Source organism: Crossiella cryophila (assembly GCF_014204915.1).
Taxonomy (GTDB): Bacteria; Actinomycetota; Actinomycetes; order Mycobacteriales; family Pseudonocardiaceae; genus Crossiella; species Crossiella cryophila.
The window spans coordinates 2,645,554-2,670,498 of sequence record NZ_JACHMH010000001.1 but is presented as its reverse complement, the minus strand read 5'-3'; the positions used below and the strand labels follow the sequence as shown (position 1 = coordinate 2,670,498).

The 24,945-nt window shown below is 71.5% G+C and carries 22 protein-coding genes; 3 read left to right on the top strand and 19 right to left on the bottom strand.

Features of this window, described 5'->3' with window-relative positions:
* Positions 1-2 precede the first annotated feature (2 nt).
* From HNR67_RS12405 to nadD, 7 genes are all read right to left on the bottom strand, one after another.
* Positions 3-2,078, bottom strand: a complete 2,076-nt coding sequence (locus tag HNR67_RS12405) for a DNA internalization-related competence protein ComEC/Rec2 (RefSeq protein WP_344965711.1) — start codon at positions 2,076-2,078, stop codon at positions 3-5.
* Between the two features lie 1,084 nt (positions 2,079-3,162).
* Positions 3,163-4,002 (bottom strand): ComEA family DNA-binding protein, encoded by an 840-nt coding sequence (locus HNR67_RS12400; protein WP_185002180.1) that lies wholly within the window; start codon positions 4,000-4,002, stop codon positions 3,163-3,165.
* A 472-nt stretch (positions 4,003-4,474) separates the two neighbouring features.
* Positions 4,475-5,326 (bottom strand): DegV family protein, encoded by an 852-nt coding sequence (locus HNR67_RS12395; protein WP_185002179.1) that lies wholly within the window; start codon positions 5,324-5,326, stop codon positions 4,475-4,477.
* Positions 5,327-5,337: 11 nt separating this feature from the next.
* Complete coding sequence (gene octT / locus HNR67_RS12390; RefSeq protein ID WP_185002178.1) at positions 5,338-6,054, bottom strand: diglucosylglycerate octanoyltransferase; 717 nt, start codon at positions 6,052-6,054, stop codon at positions 5,338-5,340.
* Positions 6,051-6,662, bottom strand: a complete 612-nt coding sequence (locus HNR67_RS12385; protein ID WP_185002177.1) for a histidine phosphatase family protein — start codon at positions 6,660-6,662, stop codon at positions 6,051-6,053. Before HNR67_RS12385 ends, octT begins: the two co-directional genes overlap by 4 nt.
* Complete coding sequence (gene rsfS / locus HNR67_RS12380; protein WP_185002176.1) at positions 6,659-7,054, bottom strand: ribosome silencing factor; 396 nt, start codon at positions 7,052-7,054, stop codon at positions 6,659-6,661. The genes HNR67_RS12385 and rsfS overlap by 4 nt, the downstream gene beginning before the upstream one ends.
* 59 nt (positions 7,055-7,113) lie before the next feature.
* Positions 7,114-7,710 (bottom strand): nicotinate-nucleotide adenylyltransferase, encoded by a 597-nt coding sequence (gene nadD, locus HNR67_RS12375; RefSeq protein WP_185002175.1) that lies wholly within the window; start codon positions 7,708-7,710, stop codon positions 7,114-7,116.
* A 288-nt stretch (positions 7,711-7,998) separates the two neighbouring features.
* Between nadD and HNR67_RS12370 the strand changes: the two genes are divergently transcribed.
* A complete protein-coding gene (locus tag HNR67_RS12370; protein WP_185002174.1) occupies positions 7,999-8,688 on the top strand; it encodes a nitroreductase family protein in 690 nt (229 codons plus the stop codon).
* A gap of 13 nt (positions 8,689-8,701) precedes the next feature.
* On the opposite strand, the gene HNR67_RS12365 is transcribed toward HNR67_RS12370, so the two are convergent.
* The 5 genes from HNR67_RS12365 to HNR67_RS12345 all read right to left on the bottom strand — a co-directional run bounded on the left by HNR67_RS12365 (position 8,702) and on the right by HNR67_RS12345 (position 13,416).
* Complete coding sequence (locus HNR67_RS12365) at positions 8,702-8,929, bottom strand: ferredoxin (protein WP_185002173.1); 228 nt, start codon at positions 8,927-8,929, stop codon at positions 8,702-8,704.
* 12 nt (positions 8,930-8,941) lie between these two features.
* Positions 8,942-10,162 carry a cytochrome P450 gene (locus HNR67_RS12360; protein ID WP_185002172.1) on the bottom strand — a complete coding sequence of 407 codons (1,221 nt, stop codon included), beginning with the start codon at positions 10,160-10,162 and terminating at the stop codon, positions 8,942-8,944.
* Between the two features lie 10 nt (positions 10,163-10,172).
* A complete protein-coding gene (locus tag HNR67_RS12355) occupies positions 10,173-11,375 on the bottom strand; it encodes a cytochrome P450 (protein ID WP_185002171.1) in 1,203 nt (400 codons plus the stop codon).
* A gap of 108 nt (positions 11,376-11,483) precedes the next feature.
* Positions 11,484-12,053 carry a TetR/AcrR family transcriptional regulator gene (locus HNR67_RS12350; RefSeq protein WP_185002170.1) on the bottom strand — a complete coding sequence of 190 codons (570 nt, stop codon included), beginning with the start codon at positions 12,051-12,053 and terminating at the stop codon, positions 11,484-11,486.
* A gap of 58 nt (positions 12,054-12,111) precedes the next feature.
* Positions 12,112-13,416: a glutamate-5-semialdehyde dehydrogenase gene (locus tag HNR67_RS12345; protein ID WP_185002169.1), complete on the bottom strand. Its 1,305-nt coding sequence runs from the start codon at positions 13,414-13,416 to the stop codon at positions 12,112-12,114.
* A gap of 70 nt (positions 13,417-13,486) precedes the next feature.
* On the opposite strand from HNR67_RS12345, the gene HNR67_RS12340 reads away from it, so the two are divergent.
* Complete coding sequence (locus tag HNR67_RS12340; protein ID WP_221489864.1) at positions 13,487-15,610, top strand: RecQ family ATP-dependent DNA helicase; 2,124 nt, start codon at positions 13,487-13,489, stop codon at positions 15,608-15,610.
* On the opposite strand, the gene HNR67_RS12335 is transcribed toward HNR67_RS12340, so the two are convergent.
* The gene (locus HNR67_RS12335) at positions 15,611-16,876 is read right to left on the bottom strand and encodes an FAD-dependent oxidoreductase (protein ID WP_185002168.1); all 1,266 of its coding nucleotides are present in this window, start codon (positions 16,874-16,876) and stop codon (positions 15,611-15,613) included.
* 112 nt (positions 16,877-16,988) lie between these two features.
* On the opposite strand from HNR67_RS12335, the gene HNR67_RS12330 reads away from it, so the two are divergent.
* Entirely contained in the window at positions 16,989-17,615 is a 627-nt protein-coding gene (locus HNR67_RS12330; protein WP_312987077.1) for a TetR/AcrR family transcriptional regulator, read from the top strand.
* Here the strand turns inward: HNR67_RS12330 and proB are convergent.
* From proB to HNR67_RS12300, 6 genes are all read right to left on the bottom strand, one after another.
* Entirely contained in the window at positions 17,612-18,715 is a 1,104-nt protein-coding gene (proB, locus tag HNR67_RS12325) for a glutamate 5-kinase (RefSeq protein WP_185010546.1), read from the bottom strand. The genes HNR67_RS12330 and proB overlap by 4 nt on opposite strands.
* A gap of 17 nt (positions 18,716-18,732) precedes the next feature.
* Positions 18,733-20,208 (bottom strand): GTPase ObgE, encoded by a 1,476-nt coding sequence (obgE, locus tag HNR67_RS12320; RefSeq protein WP_185002166.1) that lies wholly within the window; start codon positions 20,206-20,208, stop codon positions 18,733-18,735.
* A gap of 107 nt (positions 20,209-20,315) precedes the next feature.
* Positions 20,316-20,573, bottom strand: coding sequence for a 50S ribosomal protein L27 (gene rpmA, locus HNR67_RS12315; protein ID WP_185002165.1), 258 nt, complete (start codon positions 20,571-20,573; stop codon positions 20,316-20,318).
* 15 nt (positions 20,574-20,588) lie between these two features.
* Positions 20,589-20,897 (bottom strand): 50S ribosomal protein L21, encoded by a 309-nt coding sequence (rplU, locus tag HNR67_RS12310; RefSeq protein WP_185002164.1) that lies wholly within the window; start codon positions 20,895-20,897, stop codon positions 20,589-20,591.
* 237 nt (positions 20,898-21,134) lie between these two features.
* Positions 21,135-23,915, bottom strand: coding sequence for a translation initiation factor IF-2 N-terminal domain-containing protein (locus HNR67_RS12305; RefSeq protein WP_185002163.1), 2,781 nt, complete (start codon positions 23,913-23,915; stop codon positions 21,135-21,137).
* A gap of 188 nt (positions 23,916-24,103) precedes the next feature.
* On the bottom strand, positions 24,104-24,865 hold the full coding sequence (locus HNR67_RS12300) for a TIGR03936 family radical SAM-associated protein (protein ID WP_185002162.1): 762 nt from the start codon (positions 24,863-24,865) through the stop codon (positions 24,104-24,106).
* Positions 24,866-24,945 lie beyond the last annotated feature (80 nt).

The window sequence follows — 24,945 nt, the reverse complement described above, 5'->3', positions numbered from 1 at the left end:
AGTCATCGTGCTGTCCGGGATTCTTGTTTGCCGTGGCGGGAGATCACCGGGCCGTGAGGGCTGGGGGCGATGGCCAGGTCGCCGTCCTGGTCGGTGCGGAGGATGTGGGTTCCCTGGGCGCGGAGGGTTTCCAGGATCAGGGGGCTGGGGTGGCCGTAGTCGTTGCCGGCGCCGACGCTGATCAGGGCGATCCGGGGGCGGACGGTGGCCAGGAATCTGGGCAGGCTGTAGCGGGAGCCGTGGTGGGGGACCTTGAGGATGTCGGCCGCTAGCTCGGATCCCTTGTCCGCCAACAGGTCTGCCTGGCCGGCCAGTTCGATGTCGCCGGTGAGCAGGACCCGGCCCGCGGTGGTGTGGGCCCGGATGACCACGGAGGCGTCGTTCAGGGCCGTGCCGCCGACGCGTTCGCCGGTGGCGCCCAGGGCCGCTGGGCTGCGGGGGCCGAGGATGTCGATGGTCAGGCCGGGCCAGGTGGTGCTGGTGCCGGGGCGGAGTTCGGTCAGGGGGACGCCCGCGGACTCGGTGGCGCGGCGGATTTCCTTGATGGCCCAAGGTGGTTGCTGGACGGGGCTGATCGCCACCGCGCCGACCTGGTGCCCGGCGAGTACCTCGGCCAGGCCGCCGATGTGATCGGCGTGCAGGTGGGTGAGGACGAGTAGCGCGATCCGGTCGATGTCCAGGTCCCGGAGGCAGTTGGTGATGGCGATCGGGTCCGGGCCGGTGTCGACGAGGACCGCGCGACCGGGTTCGGCGGTGGACAGGACGATGGCGTCACCTTGATCCACATCGCAGGCGACCACGGCCCAGTCCGGTAGTGGCCAGCCGGGACGCAGGGCTCGGATCGGGACGAGGACCAGGAGCGCGAGCAGGATCGCCGCGATGAGCAGGGCGCGGAAGCGGCGTTGGCGTAGGACCAGGGCGAGGACGATCAGGACGCCGATGAGCAGGAAGCCGCCGCCGAGTCCACTGGGCCAGGGCAGGGTGGCCATCGGGATGGCTGCGGCCTGGTGCGCGACCGTGACCAGCCACCACATCGCCGGTCCGGTGAGGTGGACCAGGAGTTCGGCCGTGCCGGGGTGGATCACCGACAGGACGGCTGCCAGCACGCCGAGCACAGTGGCCAGGGCGACCACCGGGGCGGCGAGCAGGTTGGCGAGGATGGCGGTGAGGCTGAGTTCGCCGGTCATGCCGACCACCACGGGGGCGGTGAACAGGTGCGCGGCGGCGGGGATGGCCAGGGCTTCGGCCAGACCACCAGGGACGTGTCGGCGGCGCAGGGCGTCGGACCAGCGTGGGGCCAGGAGCACCAGCGCCGCGGTGGCCAGCACGGACAGGACGAAGCCCAGGTCACCGGCCAGTTCCGGATCGGCGAGCAGCAGGATCGTGACGGTACCGGCCAGGGCGGGGATCGCGGCTCGGTCGCGGCCGGTGGTCAGTGCGTACAGGGCGATGGCGGCCATGACCGCCGCGCGCAGGACGCTCGGTTGTGGCCGGGCCAGGATGACGAATCCGAGTAGTGCCAAGGCGGCCACCGCCGTCGCGGTGCGCGGACCGGTGCGGACTGCCCGGCACAGCAGGAGGACCGCGCCGCAGACGATCGCGAGGTTGGTACCGCTGACGGCGAGTAGATGCGCCAGGCCCGCGGTGCGGAAGTCGGCGATGACGCGGGGAGCCAGGGTGGTGGTGTCGCCGACGACCAGGGAGGGCAGCAGACCGGCCTGGTCGGTGGGGAGGACTGCGCTGGCTTGGCGGAGGCCGGCGCGGATGTGAGTGGCGGCGCGTTGCCAGAACGGTGGTGTGCCAAGGAGTTCGGGCGCGTTGTGGACGCGGAGGGCGGCGACGGTCAGGTCGCCGGGGTGGGCTGGGGCGAGTTTTCCGGTGGTGCGGAGGCGTTGGCCGGGTGAGATGTCGGACCAGGACTCGTGCATGGCGAGCAGGAGGACCGTGCCGCCGACGGACATGGTGTCGCCGGTGGTGTGGGCGGTGTCGAGGGCGAGGGTGAGGACGGTGCCGTTGCTGTTGGCGGGGCGGCCGCCGTAGGCCGGGGTGCGCATGGGGCGGGGGTCGCCGGTGACCACGCCGGTAAGGGTCGCGGTGGCGCCTCGTTCGGCGGCTGCGTGCAGGGGATGTGTTGTGGCGGCGTGGGTTTTGAGGGCGATGCCGATGGCCGCGGCTCCGGACAGGGCGCAGGCGGTGAGGACTGCGGCGGCCAGGCGGTGGCGTCGGGAACGTTGGTGGGGAAGGGAATGGGGATGGGGGCGTTGGTGGGGAAGGAGATCGAGGTGGGGGCGTTGGTGAGGGCGGGGCGGGGTTCCCGGCGAGGAGGTTTGGGGGGCGGAGGTTTGGGATGGGGAAGTTTGAGGGGCGGGCGTCTCGGGTGGGGTGAGTTGAGGGGCGGGGGCTTGTGGTGGGGAGGCTTGCGGGACAGAGACTTGCGGGGCGGAAGGCTGCTGGGCGGAGGCTTGTGGAGCGAAGGGCTGCGGTGGGGAGGACCGCGGCGGGGCGGTTTGTGGGGCGGATGGTTGTGGGGCGGATGGTTGTGGCGGGGATGGTTCGGGGGTGCACGTTTGGGGTGCGGGCGTTTGGGATGTGGCGGGTCGAGGGGCGGGTGTTTCGGGTGGGGAGATTCGAGGGATGGTGGTTTGCAGGGGGGATGTTTCGAGTGTGGGAGTTTGGGGTGGGAGGAGTGAAAGGGGTTGGGGGGCAGGGGTTTGGGGTGAGTGGACCGGTGGTGATGGGGGTGGGGTGGGTGTTGGGTGGGTGGGTTTGGGGTGGGGGCGGAGCAGGAGGCATGCGGCGGTGGCCGCGGTTGCGGTGAGCAACGCGGCGGCCAGGGTGGCGGGGAGCCAGCCTGTGTGGAGGCCGAGCAGGGTTACCGCCCAGGTGGTCAGGGCGGCGGGGACTAGACGGAGGTCCGGGCCGGAAGGTGTTGTTGGCTCGGAGTCCGGTGGTTCGGGTGGCTCGCGGAGAACAAGTCGTTCGCGCGGTGCGCTGTTGTCGCTTCCCTCCTTTCCGCGCCTTCTCGCCGTGGATACAGGTGCACGCTTTCCCCTTTCTCGTGCGTCGGCCACGGCGAGCTGCCGCGTCGGACGACTTGTTCTCCGCATGTGTGCCCCTTGCCTCGATGCTCTGACCCAGCGCGCCCGGTCCTGGCGCGCTGGGTCAGAGGCTCACCAGCTCGCGGAGCCGGGCGAGGCGGGACTCTCCGATGCCCTCGATCTCTCGTAGCTGATCGACCGAGGTGAAACGGCCGTGCTTGGTCCGCCACTGGACAATGCGTTGCGCCGTCACGGGACCTACTCCTGGCAGTGCGTCCAGGGCGGCGAGGGTCGCGTTGTTCAGGCTGACTTTGGCGGTGCCGCCGGGTGGCATTCCCAGGGAGTCCTGGGGCTGCTCGGGTGGCGGCGTTATTCCGACGTGCACCTGCTCCCCGTCCGCCAACCGGCGGGCCATGTTGAGGCCGTTGAGGTCGACGTTCGGGTGTGCGCCGCCTGCCGCCTGGACGGCGTCGGCGACGCGGGCCCCTTCGGTGAGGGTGACCAGCCCGGGTTTGGTCACCCTCCCGACCACGCTGACCACCAGGGTGGCGCCGGCGCCGGTGGTGGTCGGGGGTTTGGTGGTCGGAGGGACGGCGGGACCGGCCGACGGGGAGAGTTCCGGAGCCATCTCCCTGGTCGGCCGGTCCTGCCACACCAGCAGTGCGGTCGTCGCTACAGCCAGGACTGCGACGACCGCGACCGCCAGTGCCGCCAGCCGGCCGGGGTCCCACCTGACTCCCCGCGGACTCCTTGGCAGGAGCCGGGAAAGCCACTTCGGGGTGCGGGACAACGGCCGGGCCGGCAGTTGGTGGCCTGACTCGTCGAGCTGGATGACTTTGATGCCGTCCAGTTCGGGGGGCGGGTCAGGGCCGGGTCTGGCGCGTGCGGCGGCGGCCAGTTCGGACAACCGGGTCCGGGCGAGGTCGCGTCGGGTGTTGGTTGCCGCGGTGAGGAAGCGCCACATGGGATCGACGCTAGGGGTGGGCGGGGGTGTGGGGTAGCTGGGGCGGGGGTGGCTGTGGATAGGTGGGGTGTTGTGGATAAGTGCTGGTTGAGGGGGTTGTTGGGGGAGGTGGTGGGGGTTGGGTGGTGTAGGGTGCCGCGCTCGGCGAGGGCGAGGGCGAGGGCGAGGGCGAGGGGGGCGAGGGCGAGGGGGGAGGTGGGGCCTGGGGCGGGCCGGGGCGGCCGAACGGAGGCCAGGGCGGCGAGGCGGGGCGACCAGGGGGCGGCAGGGCGACCGGGGGCGGGGCGGCGGGGCGGCGGGGCGGCGGGGCGGCCGAGAGTGCAGGGTCAAGGGGATGACGAGGCTTGGGCGCGCGGGGGTGCGGGGCTGGGTTCGAGGCGGGCAGGTGCGGAACGGCTCAAGGCAGGGCTCGGCGCCGGCGCGGCCGGGGACCGGGGACCGGGGACCGGGGACCGGGGCGAGTGTGGGTGGGTTAGCGGGGGCGGTGTGGGAGGACGACTACGCCCAGGACGCCGGGGCCGGTGTGGGCGCCTACTACCGCGCCTACCTCGGAGATGACGCAGCCGTCGCAGCCGGGGAGGCGTTCGTCGAGGCGGCCTGCCAGTTCGGCCGCGCGTTGGGGGGAGCCCAGGTGGTGGACCGCCACCTCTACCGGGCCCTGGCCCGCGGCTTCGGTGGCGAGGTCGACCAGGCGGGCTACTGCTCGGCTGGTGGTTCGCACCTTCTCCAGGGGGAGGATTCGGCCGTTTTCCACGTGTAGCAGGGGTTTTACCGACAGGGCGGTGCCCAGCAGTGCTGCTGTGGGGGTTATTCGGCCGCCTCGGCGGAGGTGTTCGAGGGTTTCCAGGCAGAAGAAGGTTCTGGTGTGGGTGGCGGTGTGGGTGGCCACCGCTTCCACCTCGGCGGGGGTGGCTTGCCGGGTGGCGGCTTTGGCGGCTGCCAGTACGGCGAAGCCCAGGCCCATCGCGGTGGAGCGGGAGTCGACCACGCGGACCCGGTCGGGGCCCACCTCCAGCGCGGCCAGGCGGGCGGCGTCCCAGGTGCCGGAGAGTTCGCGGGACAGGTGGATGGAGACGACCGCGGTGGCGCCTGCTTCCAGGGCCTGGCGGTAGGCGGTGGCGAACTCGGCGGGGGTGGGGCGGGAGGTGGTGACGGTGCGGCGTTCGGCCAGGGCCGCGGCCAGCTCGCTGGGGCCGATGTCCTTGCCGTCCAGGCCGCCGGCGCCGTCCACCGTGACGTGCAGGGGCACCTCGTGGATGCCGTGGCGGGTCGCGAAGCCCTCCGGCAGGTACGCGGTGGAGTCGGTGAACACGGCGACGGACACGGGGACGCAGCCTACGGAAGCATCGGGCGGAGCAGGTCCGCTACCGCTGTGCCGACTTCGGCGTGTGCGGAAAATCCCCAGTGCATGCCGTCGGGGTTGCCGTCGCCGTCGAAGATGTGCGCGCGGACCAGGGCGGGCAGGTCGAGCAGCGGCACCCGGGTGCGGGCGGACCAGGTGCGCAGGGCCGCCACCGCGGGGGCGTGGCCGGTGTGGACGTGGCCGTACTCGGGTGAGTTGTGCACCGACGGGAGCATGCCGATCACCGGCAGGTCGGGGCGGATGGTGCGCACCGCCTGCAGGCAGCGGTCCAGGTAGGACACGGTGAGGTGGGCCGGCAGGGCCACCGGGCGGCCGCGCAGGAAGCGGGCCAGGTGCGGCTGGGCGGCCTGGTAGCGGGCGCGGGCGAAGCGCCGGACCGGCGTGGGCCGCAGGTGGCGCAGGCCCTCGCGCAGGTACGTGGGCAGCGGGCTGGGCAGGGTGTCCATGCTGCCAAGGGCCAGCACCAGGGCGTCGGTGCGGGGCAGCAGCGACCACACCCGCGGATCCCCGGTGAGGGCCCACCAGCCGTGCCGGGCGGTCCAGCCGAACCCGGCGACCAGTTCGGCCTCGCGGTCCAGCCCGGCCGCGGCGATGTTGGGCCACAGCCGGGGATCGTCCGCGGGCAGGGCGTACTCCGGCCCGTGGAAGGCCAGCGAGTCGCCGAGGACCAGCAGGCGTCCCCGGCTCAACCAGTCGCCCCCACGTTGTGACTGAGCAACCGCCACCTGATGTCGTCGGCCCGCCTGGCCAGCACGGTCCAGTGGCAGTTGCTCAGGCCGCCCAGCGACGGCCACAGCTCCACCGGCAGCCCCAGCAGCCGCCCGATCAGGCCGGTGATGAGACCCCCGTGCGCGCACAGCAGGGCGGTGCCGTCCTGGGTTAGGTCCAGTTCGGCGACCACCTCGACCGCGCGGGCGGCCACCTCCAGGCGGGTCTCGCCGCCGGGTGGGGCGAAGGCCGGGTCGGCCCGCCAGTTCGCCAGCGCGCCCGGCCAGTCGGCCTCGACCTCCGCGCCAGACATGCCCATCCACTGGCCGACGTCGGTCTCCCGCAGTCGCTTGTCCACCCGCGGCGCCATCCCGGTGACCGCGGTGAACGCGGCCGCGGTGTCCGCCGCGCGGCGTAAGTCGGAGGTGACCAGCAGATCGGGTTCCAGTGCCGCCACCAGGGGCGCGGCCTGCCGGGCCTGGGCCAGTCCGATGTCGTTCAACTCGACGTCGAGCTGGCCCTGCAGCCGGCCCGAGGCGTTGTGGCCGGTCTGACCGTGCCGCCACAGAATCAGCCGGGACAGGGTCACGCCTGGACGTCCTCGTCCTCGGGCTGGTGCGCCACGACGTCCTCGAACTCGATCCGCGGGCAGTCCTTCCACAGCCGCTCCAGGCCGTAGAACGAACGCTCCTCGGTGTGCTGGATGTGCACCACCAGGTCCACGAAGTCCAGCAGCACCCAGCGCCCCTCGCGGGCGCCTTCCCGCCGCACCGGCTTGCTGCCGGCCTCGCGCATCTTCTCCTCGACGCTGTCCACGATCGCCTGTACCTGGCGCTCGTTGGGCGCCGAGGCGATCACGAAGACGTCGGTGATCACCAGCTGGGTCGACACATCCAGCACCACGATGTCGTGGGCCTTCTTGTCGGCCGCCGCGAGTGCGGCGACATGGGCCAGCCGGCGGGACTCCTCGGTCGCTGACACGTTGCTCCTCCCCGTGCGACCTACGGGGGTCCGCACAGGTCACTCAGGGTACCGGGCGGTCAGGGCGCCGGGTCGCGGTACAGGTTCCGCTTGGAGATGTACTGCACCACACCATCGGGCACGAGGTACCAGACCGGCATCCCCTTGGCCACGCGCTCCCGGCAGTCGGTGGAGGAGATCGCCATCGCGGGCACGTCCACCAGGCTGACCGCGCCGCGCGGCAGGTGGTCGTCGTCGAGCTGGTAGCCCGGCCGGGTGACGCCGACGAAGTGGGCCAGCTCGAACAGCTCGTCCGCCCGCCACCAGCCCAGGATCTGCTCCAGCGCGTCGGCGCCGGTGATGAAGAACAGCTGATCGTTGGGATGCTGTCTGTGCAGGTCGGACAGGGTGTCGATGGTGTAGGTGGGACCGGTCCGGTCCACGTCCACCCGGCTCACCGAGAACCGGGGGTTGGACGCGGTGGCGATCACCGTCATCAGGTAGCGGTCCTCCGGCGAGGAGACCACGTGGTGCTCCTTCTGCCACGGTCGCCCGGTCGGCACGAAGATCACTTCGTCCAGGTCGAACCGCGCCTGCACCTCACTGGCGGCCACCAGGTGCCCGTGATGCACGGGATCGAAGGTGCCGCCCATCACGCCAAGTCGACGCCCGGACATAACAGGTCAGCGTAGTTGGCGCGGGTGACAAAAGGCAGATCGGGAGAGCCGGGCCACACGCCGCCGCGCAGGAGGCCCGCCGGTCGCTCTCCCCGACCGGCGGTCCTCCGCGCGAACCGGCGGCGGTGGCTGGGGGTCCCGGCCGCCGGGTTCGCGGGCTGCTCCCCCGTGGGAGCCCGCAGCACCGGGACGCTCGATCGGGTGACATGTGACGCGGATTTCAGAGAAGTTTTCCGTTCACTCGTTCGGCCCTGCTTACGTCCGAAGGCCGGGACAATACTGTCCGCCATGAGGACATGGACCCCGTTGCACGGCGAGCCCTACCAACCGGTTCCGTACTCCCCCGCGCGGATCCCGGACCAGGAGGCGTTGCGGATCTCCGCCGAGCTGCGCGCGCGGATGGACCAGCGGCGCACGGTGCGCAGTTTCGCCCCCGACCCGGTGCCCGAGGAGCTGGTGCTCAACGCGATCGCGGTGGCCAACACCGCGCCCTCCGGCGCGCACCAGCAGCCGTGGACCTTCGTGCTGGTGGAGGACCCCGAGGTGCGGGCGCGCATCCGGGCGGCCGCGGAGGCCGAGGAACAGGTCTCCTACGACGGCCGTCTCGGCGAGGAGTGGCTCTCCGCGTTGCGCCCACTGGGCACGGACGCGCACAAGCCGCACCTGACCGACGCGCCTTACCTGATCGTGGTGTTCCAGCAGCGCTTCGGGCTGCGCGCGGACGGCAGCTCCTACAAGCACTACTACGGCGACGAGTCGGTGGGCATCGCGGTCGGCATGCTGCTGACCGCCCTGCACCTGTCCGGGCTCGCCGCGCTCACCCACACCCCCAGCCCGATGCGTTTCCTCGGCGAGGTGCTCGGGCGGCCGCGCAACGAGAAGGCGTTCGCGGTGATCCCGGTCGGGTACCCGGCCGAACAGGCGCAGGTACCCGACCTGGTGCGCAAGACCATGGACCAGGTGCTGGTCCGGGTCTGACCCCTTCCGGGATCTAGTCGACCGGCGCCAGCGTCTTGCCGGAGGCCACGTCGACCACCGAGATCGCCTCGGCCGGGCACTGGTCGGCCGCGTCGGTCACGACCTCGTCCGGGTCGATCTCGGTGTGGACCGGTTCGGCGTAACCGTCGACCAGCCGGAAGAACTCGGGCGCCGCGCCCGCGCACATCCCGGACCCGATGCAGTCGTGCGAAACCTCGACGTGCCAACGATCAGTGCTCACCACGTGCTCCCGTCACCAGGCGATCGGCAGGGACAACGGGCCGCGTGCGAGCAGCCCGGCCTTCCACGGTATCGCTTCGGCCGGGGCGGCGAGTCGCAGGTCCGGAAAGCGCTCAGCCAGGTGCCGCAGGACCAGGCGCAACTCCATCTTGGCCAGCAGCGCGCCAAGGCAGTGGTGCACGCCGTGCCCGAAGCCCAGGTGCGGGTTGTGCTCGCGGTCCAGTTTCACCACATCGGGGTCGGTGAAGACCTTCGGGTCCCGGTTGGCCACCGCGAGCTGGATGAGCACGGTCTCGCCCGCCCTGATCAGCACCTCGCCGATCCGCACGTCCTCGGTGGCCACCCGGGGGAAGCTGCCCGAGGTGCGCAACGGGGTGGCCCGCAACAGCTCCTCCACCGCGCTGGGCACCAGGTCCAGGTCGTCGCGCAGCTGGGCGAACAGCTCCGGCCGCTGCAGCAGCACGTAGGCGAAGTTGGCGATCTGGCTCGCGGTGGTCTCATACCCCGCGATCAGCAGGTTCACCCCGACCCGGACCAGCTCCTCCTCACTGAGCCGGTCCTCCTCGTCGCGGGCCTGCACCAGCGCGCCCAGCAGGTCGTCACTGGGTTCGGCGCGCCGCCGTTCGATCAGCGCCCGCAGGTAGTCCTCGAGCTGGTCGCGGGCCTGGTTGACCTGGGCCGCGGTGTACTTGGTGGTCGCGCCCATCACCTCGGTGAAGGCCCGGAAGTGGTGCTCGTCCTCCTTGGGCACGCCGAGCAGGTGCGAGATCACCGTGATCGGCAGCGGCAGCGCCACGTGCTGCACGAAGTCCGCGGGCGAGCCGTGCGCGACCATGTCGTCGAGCAACCCGCTGACGATCCGCTCGGTGTCCGGGCGGAGTTTCTCCACCCGGCGCATGGTGAACTCCTTGGCCACCAGCCGCCGCAGCCGGGTGTGCTCCGGCGGGTCCATGGTCAGCATCATGCCGCGCCGCAACGGCCACGGGGTGACCCGCGGGGTGTCCGGCGCGGTGGCCGCGTCGCCGCTGAAACGCATGTCCACCAACACCTGTTTGACCTCGGCGTACCCGGTCACCAGCCAGGCCTCGGCGGGTTCGCCGTCCCGCCCGCCGTAGGGCAGGCGCACCTTGGCCACCGGCTCATCCCGTTGCAGCACAGCGTATTCCGGATACAGGTCGAGCTTGACCGCCTCCCCGAACGGGTAGGCGGGGCAGGTCCGCGGTTCGACGGTCATGTCCCCCTCCTCACCAGGCCACCGGCAGCGACAGCGGCTGCCTGGCCAGCAGTCCGGGCTTCCACGGGATTTCCGTGGCCGGCACCGCCAGGCGCAGTCCGGGGAACCGGCTGACCAGGGCGGCGAGCACGAGCTGGAGTTCCATCCGGGCCAGCAGCGCGCCCAGGCAGTGGTGCACCCCGTGCCCGAAGGCCAGGTGCGGGTTGTGCTCACGGGCGAGATCGCGCAGCTGCGGCTGCTCGAACACCCGCGGATCGCGGTTGGCCTGACCCACGTTGATCAGCACCGCCTCGCCCTCGCGCACCAGCACCCCGCCGACCTCGATGTCCGCCTTGGCCACCCGGGGGAAGCTGCCGACCGAACGCAGCGGGATGATCCGCAGCAGCTCCTCCACCGCGGTGGGCACCAGCGCCGGATCCTCGACCAGCTGCTCGTACAGCTCGCGCTGGGACAGCAGGGTGTAGCTGAAGTTGCCGATCTGGCTGGCGGTGGTCTCGTGCCCGGCGATGAGCAGGTTGAGCCCGACCCGGACCAGCTCGTCCTCGGTGAGCCGGTCGCCCTCGTCGCGGGCCAGCACCAGCGCGCCCAGCAGGTCGTCGGTGGGGTCGGCGCGGCGCTGGGCGATCAGCTCGCCCAGGTAGCCCTCCAGCTCGCCCCAGGCGTGGTTGATCTCCGCCGGGGTGTGCGCGGTGGTCGCGGTGAGCACGTCGGAGAAGGTGCGGAAGCGGTGCCGTTCCGCGTACGGGACCCCGAGCAGCTCGCAGATCATGGTGATCGGCAGCGGCAGTGACAGGTGCTGCACCAGGTCGGCCGGCTGGCCGTGCGCGGCCATCTCGTCCAGGAACTGCGCCACGTGTTTCTCCGTGTGCGGGCGGAGTTTCTCCACCCGGCGCATGGTGAACTCCTTGGCCACCAGCCGCCGGATCCTGGTGTGCTCCGGCGGATCCATGGTCAGCAGCGGACCTGGGCGCAGCGGCAGCGGCTCGACGCGCGGGGTCGCCGGGTCCATGGCCCGCGCCATGCTGAACCGGTGGTCGCCGAGCACCTGCCGCACGTCGGCGTGCCGGGTGGCCAGCCACGCCTCGGCGGGCTGACCGTCCCGCCCGCCGAAGGGCAGCCGGATACGGCTCATCGGCTCCTCGTCCTGGAGCCGGGCATACATCGGATGAAGATCCAGTCGAACGGTTTCCCCGAATGGGTAAGTCCGTGCCATGGCTGGAAGTTAGGTATCGGCTGACTGACTGGTCAATGCAGACATCCGACCGATTCGGAGTTCCCGTTATGCCTGCCCACTGGTCCGTTCTGGTGGTATACGCGCGGCTCAGTCGGCGGTTTTCTCCAGCAGCGCGGCCACACCGAGCCGGACATAACGCTCGACCACGGCCGGATCGGCGGCGGCGAACTGGTCCGACTGGAGCACCGAGCGGGCCAGGCCGATACCCATCAACCAGGACAGCACCAGGGCGGCCCGCAACTCCGCGTCCGGGCCCTCGGTCAGCGTGGACAGCGCGGTGAGGTACTTGTCGCCGACCTCCCGGCGCAGGAACGCGGCGGCCTCGTCGTGACTGGCCGAATGGAGCAACGCGGCGAAGGCCCGTGCCTCGGCGTCGACCTCCTTGTCCAGGAGCTGACGCAGCATCCGGGCGGGGATGTCCTTGGCCGGACCGGCCAGCAGTTCCCGCGAACTTCCTGCCACTACTTCACGGAACAACTCTTCCTTGGAACCGAAGTAGCGGAACAGCAACGCCTGGTTCGCCCCGGCCAGCGCGGCGATGTCGCGGACCGTGGTGCGCTCGAAGCCGCGTTCGGCGAACAGCTCGGCACCGGCGGTCAACAACGCGGCGCGGGTCGCGGCGGCATCACGGCGGCGTGGCTTCGCGGGCTCGGTCACCCCGACATTCTGAGTGACCGAGCTGCAAAAAAGGTGCAATCTTTCCTGCTCGGAGGGGTCAGGACACGCCGCGCACGTGCCCGTCGCCCCAGACCACCCACTTCGAGGAGGTCAGCTCGGCCAGCCCCATCGGGCCGCGGGCGTGCAGCTTCTGGGTGGAGATGCCGATCTCGGCGCCCATGCCCAGCTCGGCGCCGTCGGTGAAGGCGGTGGAGGCGTTGACCATCACCGCGGCCGCGTCCACCCTGGCGGTGAACTCCCTGGCCGCGCGCACGTCGCCGGTGACGATGGCCTCGGTGTGCCCTGACCCGTGCTCGTTGATGTGCGCGATGGCCTCCTCCAGGGAGTCGACCACCTTGGCCGCGATGTCCAGGCTGAGGAACTCGGTGTCCCAGTCCTGCTCGGTCGCGGGCACCGTCGGGACCCCGGCCAGCGCGGCGAAGCGCTCGTCGGCGTGCAGGGTGACCCCGGAGGTGGACAGCTCCCTGGCCAGCTGCGGCACCAGCGCCTCCGCGATCGCGCTGTGCACCAGCAGCGATTCGGCCGCGTTGCACACGCTGACCCGGCGGGTCTTGGCGTTGAGCACGATCCGGGTGGCCATGTCCGGGTCGGCGGCGGCGTCCACGTAGACGTGGCAGTTGCCGACCCCGGTCTCCAGGGTGGGCACGGTGGCCTCGGTGACCACCGCGGAGATCAGTCCGGCGCCGCCGCGCGGGATGACCACGTCGACCAGGCCGCGCGCGGTGATCAGGTGCCGCACCGAGGCGCGGTCGTGGCAGGGCAGCAGCTGCACGGCGTCGGCGGGCAGGCCCTGGCCGGTCAGCGCGTCACGCAGGATGGCGACCAGGGCGGTGTTGGAGCGCTCGGCGGTGGAGGATCCGCGCAGCAGCACGGCGTTGCCGGACTTCAGGGCGAGCCCGGCGGCGTCCACGGTGACGTTCGGGCGGGCCTCGTAGACCATGCCGAGCACACCCAGTGGCACCCGGACCTGGCGGGTCTCCAGGCCGTTGGCCAGGATGCCGCCACGCAGCACCTCGCCGATCGGGTCCGGCAGCCCGGCCACGGTGCGCAGGCCGTCCGCGATGTCCTCGATCCGGGCCGGGGTCAGCGCCAGGCGGTCCAGCAGTGACTGGGTCAGGCCCGCCGCGCGGCCCGCGTCGAGATCGGCGGCGTTGGCGGCGAGCACCTCCTCCACCCGGCTGGTCAGGGCCTCGGCCATGGCGTGCAGGGTGGCGTCCTTGACCGCGCGGGTGGCCACGGCGAGCGCGCCGGCGGCGGCCCTGGCCCCGCGGGCGGCGCCTAGCACCTGCTCACGCAGCTCATCGGTGGCTGGCACGACTTCCTGCTCGGTGATGCTGCTCACCCGGTCAAGCCTACGGGGCGGTATCAATCGAGTTCACGGGGCCGCCGGAGGACTGTCAGGGCGATGCGGCATGGTGGGGGCCGTGGACGAACAGGTCTTGCGCGAACTGGCCGAGGAACGCCTACGAGCACTGGCGGGCCCGGAGGCCCGGCTGCGCGAGGACCAGTGGGCGGCGATCCGCGCGCTCGTGGTCGACCGCAGGCGAACGCTGGTGGTGCAGCGCACCGGGTGGGGCAAGTCGGCGGTGTACTTCGTGGCCACCGCGTTGCTGCGGGAACTCGGCGAGGGCCCGACGGTGATCGTCTCGCCGCTGCTGGCCCTGATGCGCAACCAGGTCGCCGCGGCCGCCAAGGCCGGGGTGCAGGCGGCCACCATCAACTCGGCCAACGCGCAGGAGTGGGAGACCGTGCAGGAGGCCGTCGCCATGGGCGAGGTCGACGTGCTGCTGGTGAGCCCCGAACGGCTGAACAACCCGGACTTCCGTGACTCGGTGCTGCCGGAACTGGTGCAGGACACCGGTTTGCTGGTGGTCGACGAGGCGCACTGCATCTCCGACTGGGGTCACGATTTCCGCCCGGACTACCGCAGGCTGCGCACGCTCATCGGCGAGCTGCCCGCGGACATCCCGGTGCTGGCCACCACCGCCACCGCCAACGACCGGGTGGTGCACGACGTCGCCGAGCAGCTCGGCCTCGGCGACCAGCAGGCCCTGGTGCTGCGCGGCCCACTGGACCGGGAGAGCCTGCGGCTGGCCGTGGTCGGCCAGCCCAACGCGGCGCAGCGACTGGCCTGGCTGGCCAAGACCCTGCACGAGCTGCCCGGTTCGGGCATCGTCTACACGCTCACCGTGGCCGCCGCGGCCGAGGTGTCCTCCTTCCTGCGCGAGCACGGGCACACCGTGGCCGCCTACTCCGGCCAGACCGATCCGGCCGAGCGGCAGCAGGCCGAGGAGGACCTGCTGGGCAACAAGGCCAAGGCGCTGGTCGCCACCTCGGCGCTGGGCATGGGTTTCGACAAGCCGGACCTCGGTTTCGTGGTGCACCTGGGCGCGCCGCAGTCGCCGATCGCCTACTACCAGCAGATCGGCCGGGCCGGCCGTGGCGTGCGGCGGGCCGAGGTGATCCTGTTGCCGGGCGCCGAGGACCGCGATATCTGGAACTACTTCGCCTCGCTGGCCTTCCCGCCGGAGACCGTGGTGCGCCAGCTGCTGGACACGCTGCGGAGCGCGAGCGGTGCGATGTCCACCGCGGCGCTGGAACCGAGGGTGGAGCTGAGCCGCGGTCGCCTGGAGGTGGTGCTCAAGGTGCTCGACGTGGACGGCGCGGTGCGCCGGGTGCGCGGCGGCTGGGAGGCCACCGGCGAGGACTGGACCTACGAGGCCGACCGGTACGCCAGGGTGGCCAAGGCCAGGGACGCCGAACAGCAGGCGATGCTGGACTACCAGTCCACCACCGGCTGCCGGATGGAGTTCCTGCTCCGCCAGCTCGACGACCCTGGCGCCGCGCCCTGCGGCCGGTGCGACAACTGCACCGGGCAGAACTGGTCCGCCGAGGTGCCTGCCGAGGCCGTGGCCGAGGCGGGCGCCCGGCTGCGGCGTCCGGGTGTCGAACTGGCCCCGCGCAAGCAGTGGCCGACCGGCATGTCGACCATGGGCATCGAGCTGAGCGGGCGGATCCCCGGCGATGAGTCCGCGGAGACCGGACGGGCGCTGGGCAGGCTCACCGACATCGGCTGGGGCAACCGGCTGCGTGGCATGTTCGCCGCAGGCGCGCCGGACGAGCCGGTCGGCGACGAGGTGTTCAACGCCTGCGTCACGGTGCTGGCCGACTGGAAGAACCACTGGTCGGCCCGCCCGGTCGGGGTGGTCGCGATCGAGTCCCGCAGCCGCCCGCAGCTGGTGTCCAGCCTGACCAAACGCCTGGCCGCGATCGGCAGGCTGCCGTTGCTGGGCCGGGTCGCGGTGGACGCCGGGGTGCGCCGCTCCGGCGCGAACAGCGCGCACCGGGTGGCCGGACTCACCGCCGCGCTGCGGCTGCCCGACGACCTGGTCGCCAACCTGTCCACTGTGGACGGTCCGGTGCTGCTGATCGACGATTTCACCGACTCCGGCTGGACCATGACGGTGGCCGCCCGGCTGGTGCGCCGTGCGGGCGCGAAGGGAGTGCTGCCGTTCGTGCTGGCCAGCACCAGCTGATCAGTTGGCGAAGCGGCGCTTGAGCGGCGGCAGCACGGCCGCGGTGCGCAGCACACTGCGGAACATCAGCCTGCGGAGCCGGCTGGCCGAGACGAACTGGCCGGCCGCCCCCAGTGACTCGCGCACGGCCTGGAAGCCGTAGTCCAGCATCCGCCGCTCGTAGTCGCCGAGCGCGGTCAGCAGGCCACGCTCGCCCCGGTGTGCGGCGATGATGTTCTGGCGCAACAGGTTGGCGTCGCGCAGTGCGGTGTTGGCGCCGATCCCGCGGAACGGCGTCATGCTGTGGATGGCGTCGCCGAGCAGGGTGATGTTGGTGGTGGGCCAGGGATCCACCGGGGTCGAGGTGCGCAGGGTCATCAGCGACACCACCGCCGGATCGGTGTCGGCGACCAGCCGCCGCAGCAGCGGGTGCCAGCCGCCGATCAGCCTGCCCGCCTCGGCGCGCAGCCCGGCGGCGTCGAGTCCGCCCAGGCCGCGGTCCTTGGTGGCGAAGGCCCACATGAGGTAGCTGCTGGTGTTGTCGAACAGCGCCGCGTCCGCCACGTAGGTCTCGTCGTTGCCGCCGATCCCGGCGTGCCGGTCGCCGTCGAGTTCGTGCGGGGCCAGGAACATGCCGTGATCCCTGGCCGCGGTCACCACATTGGCCCTGGACAACAGGAACTCGGGCAGCCAGGCCCGGTTCGCCGGGGTCAGCGGCAGTTTGCCGACCACCCCGCGCAGTCCGACGTCCACCCGCTCGGCATGCGGCAGGAACTGGCGGCGCACCCGGGAGTTCGCGCCGTCCGCGCCGATGAGCAGGTCGGCCCGAGCCGTGCCGCCGTCGGCGAAGTGCACGGTGATCTCGCCGTCGGCCGACCGCTCGTAACGCTCGAACACCTTGCCGTACTGGATGATCGGCTCGATCCCGGCGGAGAGCACCTGGTGCAGGGTGATCCGGCTGACCGAGTGGTGCGCGTCCAGGGGACCCGGCGGTTCGGCCGGACCGTCGAGCACCAGCAACGGTTCCAGCTGCTCGGTGAGGAAGGCGAAGCCGTTGGCGGAACTGCCGCCGGTGGTGTCCAGGAACGCCCGCCAGGTCTCCGGCGGCAGGCAGTCGTGCAGCGCCCGCGCGCCGTCGGGGTTGATGTGCACCCGGTAGCCCTGCAACCGCTCGGTGCGGGTGGGCGAGCGCTCGTACACCGCCACCTCCACGCCTGCCCGGTGCAGCCCCTGGGCCAGGCACAGCCCGCCGGTACCGCCGCCGATGACCGCGACTCGAAACGTCATGACCTGCTCCTCGCTCGCCGACCACTGTCCAGACCGATAATCAACCAACTGGATGATTAAGTCAAACAGATGGCTGATTAGCCGGATCCAGGTGATCGGTTACCGTGGCCGGGTGGCAGATCCCCAGGACTCCGCGCCCAGGTCACGCCGCTCCCCCGCGGCGGGTGAGCGGCAGCGCGACGCCGAGCGCACCAAGGCGCGGATCGTCGAGGCGGCCATCGCCGAGTTCGCCGCGAAGGGCTACCGCGCGGCCAGGGTCAGCGAGATCGCGGACCGGGCCGGGGTGAACAAGCAGCTCATCTCGTACTACTTCGGCGGCAAGGAGGGCCTCTACCTGGAGGTCAACCGGAGCTGGGACCTGATGAGCAGGCCGATGACCGCACCCGGCCTGCCGATGACCGAGGTGATCGCGGGTTTCGCCCGGCACAGCGCGGAGAATCGCGACCTGGGCCGGATCATGGTGTGGGAGAACCTGTCCGCGGACTTCCCGGACGATCCGGGCCAGCGCGAGTTCTTCCAGGCCAGGGTCGCGGAGCTGCGCCAGCGCCAGGAGGCCGGCGAGCTACCGGCCGACCTGGATCCGGACTGCCTGCTGCTGGCCCTGATGGCGGCCACCAGCGCCCTGCTCACCCTGCCCAGGATCGCCAAGATGATCACCGGCGAGGAAGCGGACGCGCCGGAGCTGACCGAGCGCTACACCGAGCAACTGGTCAAGCTCATGCAACACATCCAGGGTTAGAACGGCACCAGATCGTCCGCGTGCACGACCTCGCGCCGCTGTTCGGCGGGCAGTTCGTGGCTGGACCGGCCGATCAGCCCAGGCAGCTCGACCGCGTCGAACCCGGCCACACCCCTGGCCACCACCTGACCACGCAGATCGAGCAGCTCCACCACGTCCCCGGCCTCGAAATCGCCGTCCACGCCGGTGATCCCGGCCGCCAGCAGCGATCGGCGCCGACCGACCACCGCGGCCACCGCGCCGTCGTCCAGGTGCAACCGGCCTGCCGCGCCCGCCGCGTGCCCGAGCCAGAACCGGCGTGCGGACAACCGAGGACCGGTGACCGCGAACGCGGTGCCCACCTCGGCCGGGCCGAGCGCGCCTGCCGCGTCGGCGGCCGCGGTCAGCAGCACCGGGATGCCGGCGGCCGAGGCCAGCCGGGCGGCGGCCAGCTTGGAGGCCATGCCGCCGGTGCCCAGTCCGGAGCCCGCCGCGGTCACGTCCACATCGTCCACATCGGCGGAGTCACCGACCTCGGCGATGAGTTTCGCGCCCGGCTCCTTGGGATTCCGGTCGTACACACCGTCCACATCGGACAGTAAAACCAGCGCGTCGGCGCCGACCAGGTGCGCCACCAGTGCGGCCAGCCGGTCGTTGTCGCCGAAGCGGATCTCGTCGGTGGCCACCGTGTCGTTCTCGTTCACCACCGGCACCGCGCCCAGGGCGAGCAGCCGGTCGAAGGTGCGTTGCGCGTTGCGGTAGTGCGCCCGCCGCACCACGTCGTCCGCGGTCAGCAGCACCTGCCCGACCACCAGGTCGAAGCGGGCGAAGGAGGCCGTGTAGGCGTGTGCGAGCTGGAGCTGGCCGACGCTGGCCGCGGCCTGCTGGCTGGCCAGGTCCCTTGGCCGCCGCCGCAGGTTCAGCGGCGCCAGCCCCGCGGCGATCGCGCCGGAGGAGACCAGCACCACCTGGCTGCCCGCGTGCCTGCGTGCGGCCAGCGCGTCCACCAGGGCGTCCAGCCGCGCCGGGTCCAGCCCGCCGGCGGCCGTGGTCAGGGAGGACGAGCCCACCTTCACCACGATCCGCCGGGCGGCGGCGATCCGGCTCCGCGCCTGCGACAGCGTTGCCACCGGAGTGGTCACCCCTTGTCGTTCGTGGTTTCCTCGTCGCCGAAGTCCTCGACCTCGACCAGCCCGCGCCGCACCCGCTTGGCGTGCTTGCGCTCGGAGGCGCCGATCCGGTCGTTGGGCTCCAGCCGGGTGTCCGTGCCGCGACCGCTGGTCGGGCCCATCGCGGCCACACCGGCCGGGGTGGAGGGCTCCCAGTCGAAGGTCATGTCGCCGATGGTGACCGGGCAGCCCGGCACCGCGCCCATCCTGGCGATGGTCACCTCGACGCCCAGCCGGTTCAGCCGGTCCGCGAGGTAGCCGATGGCCTCGTTGTTGTCGAAGTTGGTCTGGCGCACCCAGCGCTCGGGCCGCTCGCCGCGCACGATGAACCCGCCCGGCCGCTCCGGGTCCTCCACCACGGTGAAGTCCTGCTCGTCGACCGCCCTGGGCCGCAGCACGATCCGGGTGGCCTCCTGCTTGGGCTGGGCGGCCCGGTACGCCTCGACCTCGGCGGCCAGCGCGTAACTCAGCTCCCGCAGGCCCTCGCGGGTGGCGGTGGAGACCGGGAACACCTTCAGGCCACGGGACTCGAACTCCGCGGTGACCATCTCGGCCAGCTCGCGGGCGTCCGGCACGTCGATCTTGTTCAGCACCACGATCCGCGGCCGGTCCTCGAGCTTGGTGCCCAGCGACGGCGTGTAGCGGGCCAGCTCCAGCTCCAGCGCGTCCACATCGGACACCGGATCACGGCCGGGCTCGAAGGTGGCGCAGTCGACCACGTGCACCAGCACCGCGCACCGCTCGATGTGCCGCAGGAAGTCCAGGCCGAGGCCACGGCCCTCACTGGCGCCGGGGATCAGACCGGGCACGTCGGCCACGGTGTAGACGATCTCGCCCGCGGTGACCACGCCCAGGTTGGGCACCAGCGTGGTGAACGGGTAGTCAGCGATCTTGGGCCGGGCCGCGGACATCACCGCGATCAGCGAGGACTTGCCAGCCGAGGGGAAACCGACCAGACCGGCGTCGGCCACCGACTTGAGTTCCAGCACCAGGCTGCGCGTCTCGCCGGGCTCACCCAGCAGCGCGAACCCCGGCGCCTTGCGGGCCCGGCTGGCCAGGGAGGCGTTGCCCAGCCCGCCGCGGCCGCCCTGGGCCGCGATCAGCCGGGTGCCCTCGCCGACCAGGTCCGCGATCACCTCGCCGTCCTCGCCCAGCACCACGGTGCCGTCCGGGACGCGCAGCTCCAGGTCCTCGCCGACCGCGCCGTCCTGGTGCGATCCCTTGCCGAACTTGCCGTTGCCAGCGCGGGCGTTGGGGCGGAAGTGGAAGTCCAGCAGCGTGTGCACGTTGCCGTCCACCACCAGCACGACGTCGCCACCGCGGCCGCCGTTGCCACCGTCCGGTCCGCCGAGCGGCTTGAACTTCTCCCGGTGCACCGAGGCGCACCCGTTCCCGCCGTTGCCGGCCGCCGCGTTGATCACAACGCGGTCGACGAACCGAGACACTGCTCCTCCAACATTTTCACTCTGCGATTACACGACGCGAGGGGCGGGCCGGATATTCCTCCGGCCGCGCCCCTCGCCAAGGTCGTGCAGTGTCTCGAGACGAAGCCTCAGGCCTCGACCGGGACGATGTTCACGGTCTTGCGACCACGCTTGATGCCGAACTTGACCGCACCGGCGGACAACGCGAACAGCGTGTCGTCCTTGCCGCGGCCGACGTCCACACCCGGGTGGAACTTCGTGCCGCGCTGACGGATGAGGATCTCCCCGGCCTTGACGACCTGGCCGCCGAAACGCTTCACACCCAGGTACTGGGGGTTGGAATCGCGGCCGTTACGGGAGCTGGATGCGCCCTTTTTATGTGCCATGGCTAGTCAGATCCCTTACTTCGCGATGCCGGTGACCTCGACCTTGGTCAGCCGCTGGCGGTGACCCTGGCGCTTGTGGTAGCCGGTCTTGTTCTTGAACTTGTGAATGCGGATCTTGGGGCCCTTGGAGTGCTCCACGACCTTGCCGGTCACGGCGATCTTGCCCAGGGCGTTCGCGTCGGTGATGACGTCGTTGCCGTCCACGACGAGCAGCGCGGGGAACGAGACCTCAGCGCCCGGCTCGCCGGTCAGCTTCTCGACCTCGACGACGTCGCCGACAGCCACCTTGTACTGCTTGCCGCCGGTCTTGACAATCGCGTACATAGGTCCGGAAGTCTCCTGCTACTCGGTGTCGGTATTTCCTCGCAGTCAGCACCGGACCCGTAGGTCCTGATCCTGACTGAGCGGGCGCGCCTTACGCCCTGGGTGTTGCTCCTGGGCGGGCTGCGCTTCATGACCGAAGGCCATGATTCAGCCCGCCTGACGGCGGGCCGTACATCAGGTTACGGCCCCGCCGTCAACTGGGTCAAACCGGGGTGGTGCCCAGCACGTTCTCGCTTGTCAGCCTTCTTTGATCCCGGCCACCGGCGGGCCGGCGGCCCGGCGAACGGCCCGGCGCGGCTGGCGCCTGCGGGCGGCCGCGGGGACCGTCGCCGGCTCCCGCTCCTCCTCGTGCTGGCCACCGTGGCCGTTGAGCGCCGCACCGGCGGGCTCGGCCGCCACGGGCTCGGCCACCGCCTGCACGGGCTGCTCGACCGCCACGGGCTGTTCGACCGGCTCCGGCGCGGCCTGGGCCCGCGAGCGGCGCACCCTGGTCCGTCCGGTGGCGGGCTGCTCGGGCGCGGCCACCTCGGCCTGCACCGTCACCGGCGCGATCTCGACCGGGGCCTGCTCGGGCGCGGCGACCTCGACCTGGACCGCCTCGGCCTCGGTGGGCGTCGCCTCGGCAGCGGGCTGCTCCTGGCCGCCACCGCGGTTGCGCTGGCGGGACCGGCGGCCTTCCTTGCCTTCCTTGGCTGCCGAACCCGAACCCGAACCCGCTCCGGCGGCGGCGGGTGTGCCCGCCGAGGAGCCGTTGCCATTGCCGTTGTGACCGTTGCCGCTCTTGCCGTTGCCGTTCTTGGCCCCGCCATTGCCCCCGCCGTGGGAGTGCAGCGGCTCGGTGGAGACCACCAGGCCACGTCCACGGCAGTGCTCACAGGTGGAGCTGAACGCCTCCAGCAGACCGGTGCCGACCCGCTTGCGGGTCATCTGCACCAGGCCCAGCGAGGTCACCTCGGCCACCTGGTGCCGGGTGCGATCCCGCCCGAGGCACTCGGTGAGCCTGCGCAGCACCAGGTCGCGGTTGGACTCCAGCACCATGTCGATGAAGTCGACCACGATGATGCCGCCCACGTCGCGCAGCCGGAGCTGGCGGACGATCTCCTCGGCCGCCTCCAGGTTGTTCCTGGTGACCGTCTCCTCGAGGTTGCCGCCCGACCCGGTGAACTTGCCGGTGTTCACGTCGATCACGGTCATCGCCTCGGTGCGGTCGATGACCAGGTAACCACCGGAGGGCAGCCAGACCTTGCGGTCCAGCGCCTTGGTGATCTGCTCGGTGATCCGGTGCTCGGTGAAGACGTCGTTGGCGCCGACGTGCTTGCGCATCCGGGAGGCCAGGTCGGGAGCCACGTGCTGCACGTAGTTCTCGATCACCTCACCGGCCTGCGCGCCCTGCACGATCAGCCCGGAGAAGTCCTCGGTGAACAGGTCGCGGATGACCTTGATCAGGAGATCGGGCTCCTCGTAGAGCAGCTGCGGAGCCTGTGCCTTTGGCACGTCCGCCTTCTCCTTGATGATCTCCCACTGCGCGCGCAGCCTGCTGACGTCGCGGCCGAGGGCGTCCTCGCTGATGCCTTCGGAAGCGGTCCGGATGATCACGCCGGCGTCCTCGGGCACGATCCGCTTGAGGATGTCCTTGAGGCGCTTGCGCTCGGTGTCCGGGAGCTTGCGGCTGATGCCGGTGGCGCCGCCACCTGGCACGTAGACCAGGAAGCGACCGGGCAGGCTGATCTGGGTGGTCAGCCGGGCGCCCTTGTGCCCCACCGGGTCCTTGGTGACCTGGACCAGCACGCTGTCCCCTGTGGACAGTGCCTGCTCGATCTTGCGGGCCTTGCCCTCCAGTCCGGCGGCGTCCCAGTCGACCTCACCGGCGTAGAGCACCGCGTTGCGGCCCTTGCCGATGTCGACGAAGGCGGCCTCCATGCTGGGCAGCACGTTCTGCACCCGGCCGAGGTAGACGTTGCCGACCAGCGAGCCGCTGCCGGAGGAGGTCACGAAGTGCTCAACGAGCACCCCGTCCTCCAGCACCGCGATCTGGATCCGGTCCTCGCGCTCGCGGACCACCATCTTGCGGTCCACCGCCTCGCGGCGGGCGAGGAACTCGGCCTCGGACAGGATCGGCGCGCGGCGGCGACCGGCCTCGCGGCCGTCCCGGCGGCGCTGCCGCTTGGCCTCGAGGCGGGTCGAGCCCTTGACGCTGCGGACCTCGTCGTCGGAGGACAGCGGTCCGGGCGGGGCGTCCTGGCGGTTCTCCCGCACCTCGCGGACGTGCACCACGGTGTTCGGCGGGTCGTCGGCGCGCGGCGAGGACTCGTCGTCCGCTCCGCCCTTGCGCCGACGGCGCCGACGACGGCGGCGGGTGCCCCCGGCCTCGTCGTCCTCGTCATCGTCCTCGGCGACCGGCTCCTCGGCGGCGGGCGCGGACTGCTCGGACTCGTCGAGCCCGTCCTCACCCTCCTCGCCGTCCTCGGCCGCGCCACGACCACGACCACGACCGCGACGGCCCCGGCGGCGACGGCGGCGGTTGCCCGCGTCATCGTCGTCGTCCAGACCGCCCTCGGCGCCCTCGTCGTGCTGGTCGTCGTCCTCGGCCTCCGGCTCCTCCTCCACCGGCGCGGCGACCGGCTCGGGCGCGCGCTTGCGGGCCGGTGCCGGGGCAGGCTGGGTAGGCGCCATGAACAGCGGCTGCGGTGCGGCGAAGACCGGTGCGAACGGGGCCGCTACCGGCTCCGGTTCGGCCTCGGCGACCGGCGCGTCCAGCGTCGTGTCGTCGAGATCCACCTGGTCCTCGGCAGGCAGCAACGCCTCGGCGACCCGTTCGGCCACGTCCCGGCTGATACTGGACTGCGCACTGCGCACGGTCTCACCGAGCTGCTCGAGCGTCGCCATGACGTCTCGAGAGCTGGCGCCGAGCAGCTTGGCCAGCGCGTGTACCCGCAGCTTGGGGGGCAGGCTCGCCAGCTCCCCGGATGCGGTGCTATCCCCGCCGGTGCTGCCGGCAGGGCTTTCCATGTTCGACATGCAGCTCCTCCGCCCCCGGGCGCGTCCAACTCGGACGCGGCCGCGCAGGGGCCTTTCTGTTCCAGTCACCGCCGCACCGCTTGAGCAGCCCGGCAGGAATCCTCCACAACCCCCTGTGTCCCCGGACATGGGTCCGGGCGCCAGACGGTCAGGTCATTTGACGACGTTCTGCGCCGTCTACCTCCGACCTACCGCGGTGCTTCGAGCACCGGCGGGGTTGCCTCCCGGTCAGGGGCGAGCGGATCAGTGAGGTCACCACTGTCGTCAAGCCGTCCTTGAGCCAGTCGGCTCGCTTTCGCGGGTACCGGTGGCACGAGATCGGCGACGACGCGGAGCGCGCTCAGCACGTCATCCGGCCGGACGGTAGGTGTTGTCTGCCGTACGACCGCTGTGAGTATCCCACACCGAAGGCCGGGTTGCGGCCCATCACCCACATGGGTGGTTGTCGTCTCAACTTCCGAATCCACCCGGAGATCGACCACGGCCGCCCTGGCGTCGATCATCCGGCGGCCGTCCTTGAGCAGTCTCTCGACCTCGACGACCTCCCTGGCCAGCAGCTCCTCGGCCGCCTTCGCCAGTTCGACCGGGTCCACCCCGGGCAGTTCGATCCGCCACCGGCTGGCCTCGATCCGCTCCGGCAGCGTGCCCGGACCAGCCTCGACCGCCTCCAGCACGTCCAGTCCCGGTGGCAGCGCCGCGTCCAGCTCGACCCGCAGCGTCTCCGGGTCGACCCGGATCGCGAGCTGGATCTCCACGTACTCCGCCTCGCTGGCCACCCCGGTCGGCGCGGCGCCGATCCAGGAGACCTTCGGGTGCGGGCTGAAGCCCTGCGAGTAGGCCATCGGCACCCCAGCCCGGCGCAGCGCCCGCTCGAAAGCGCGAGCGACGTCACGGTGTGAGGTGAAACGCAGCCTGCCCCGTTTGGCGTAACGCAGACGCAGTTTCTGCACCGCGGACGCGGAGGGGTTGGGCTGGTGCTGAGTGGACAGGTCTGCTCCTCGGGCGGGCTGTTCTGGTCTGACTGGTCGAA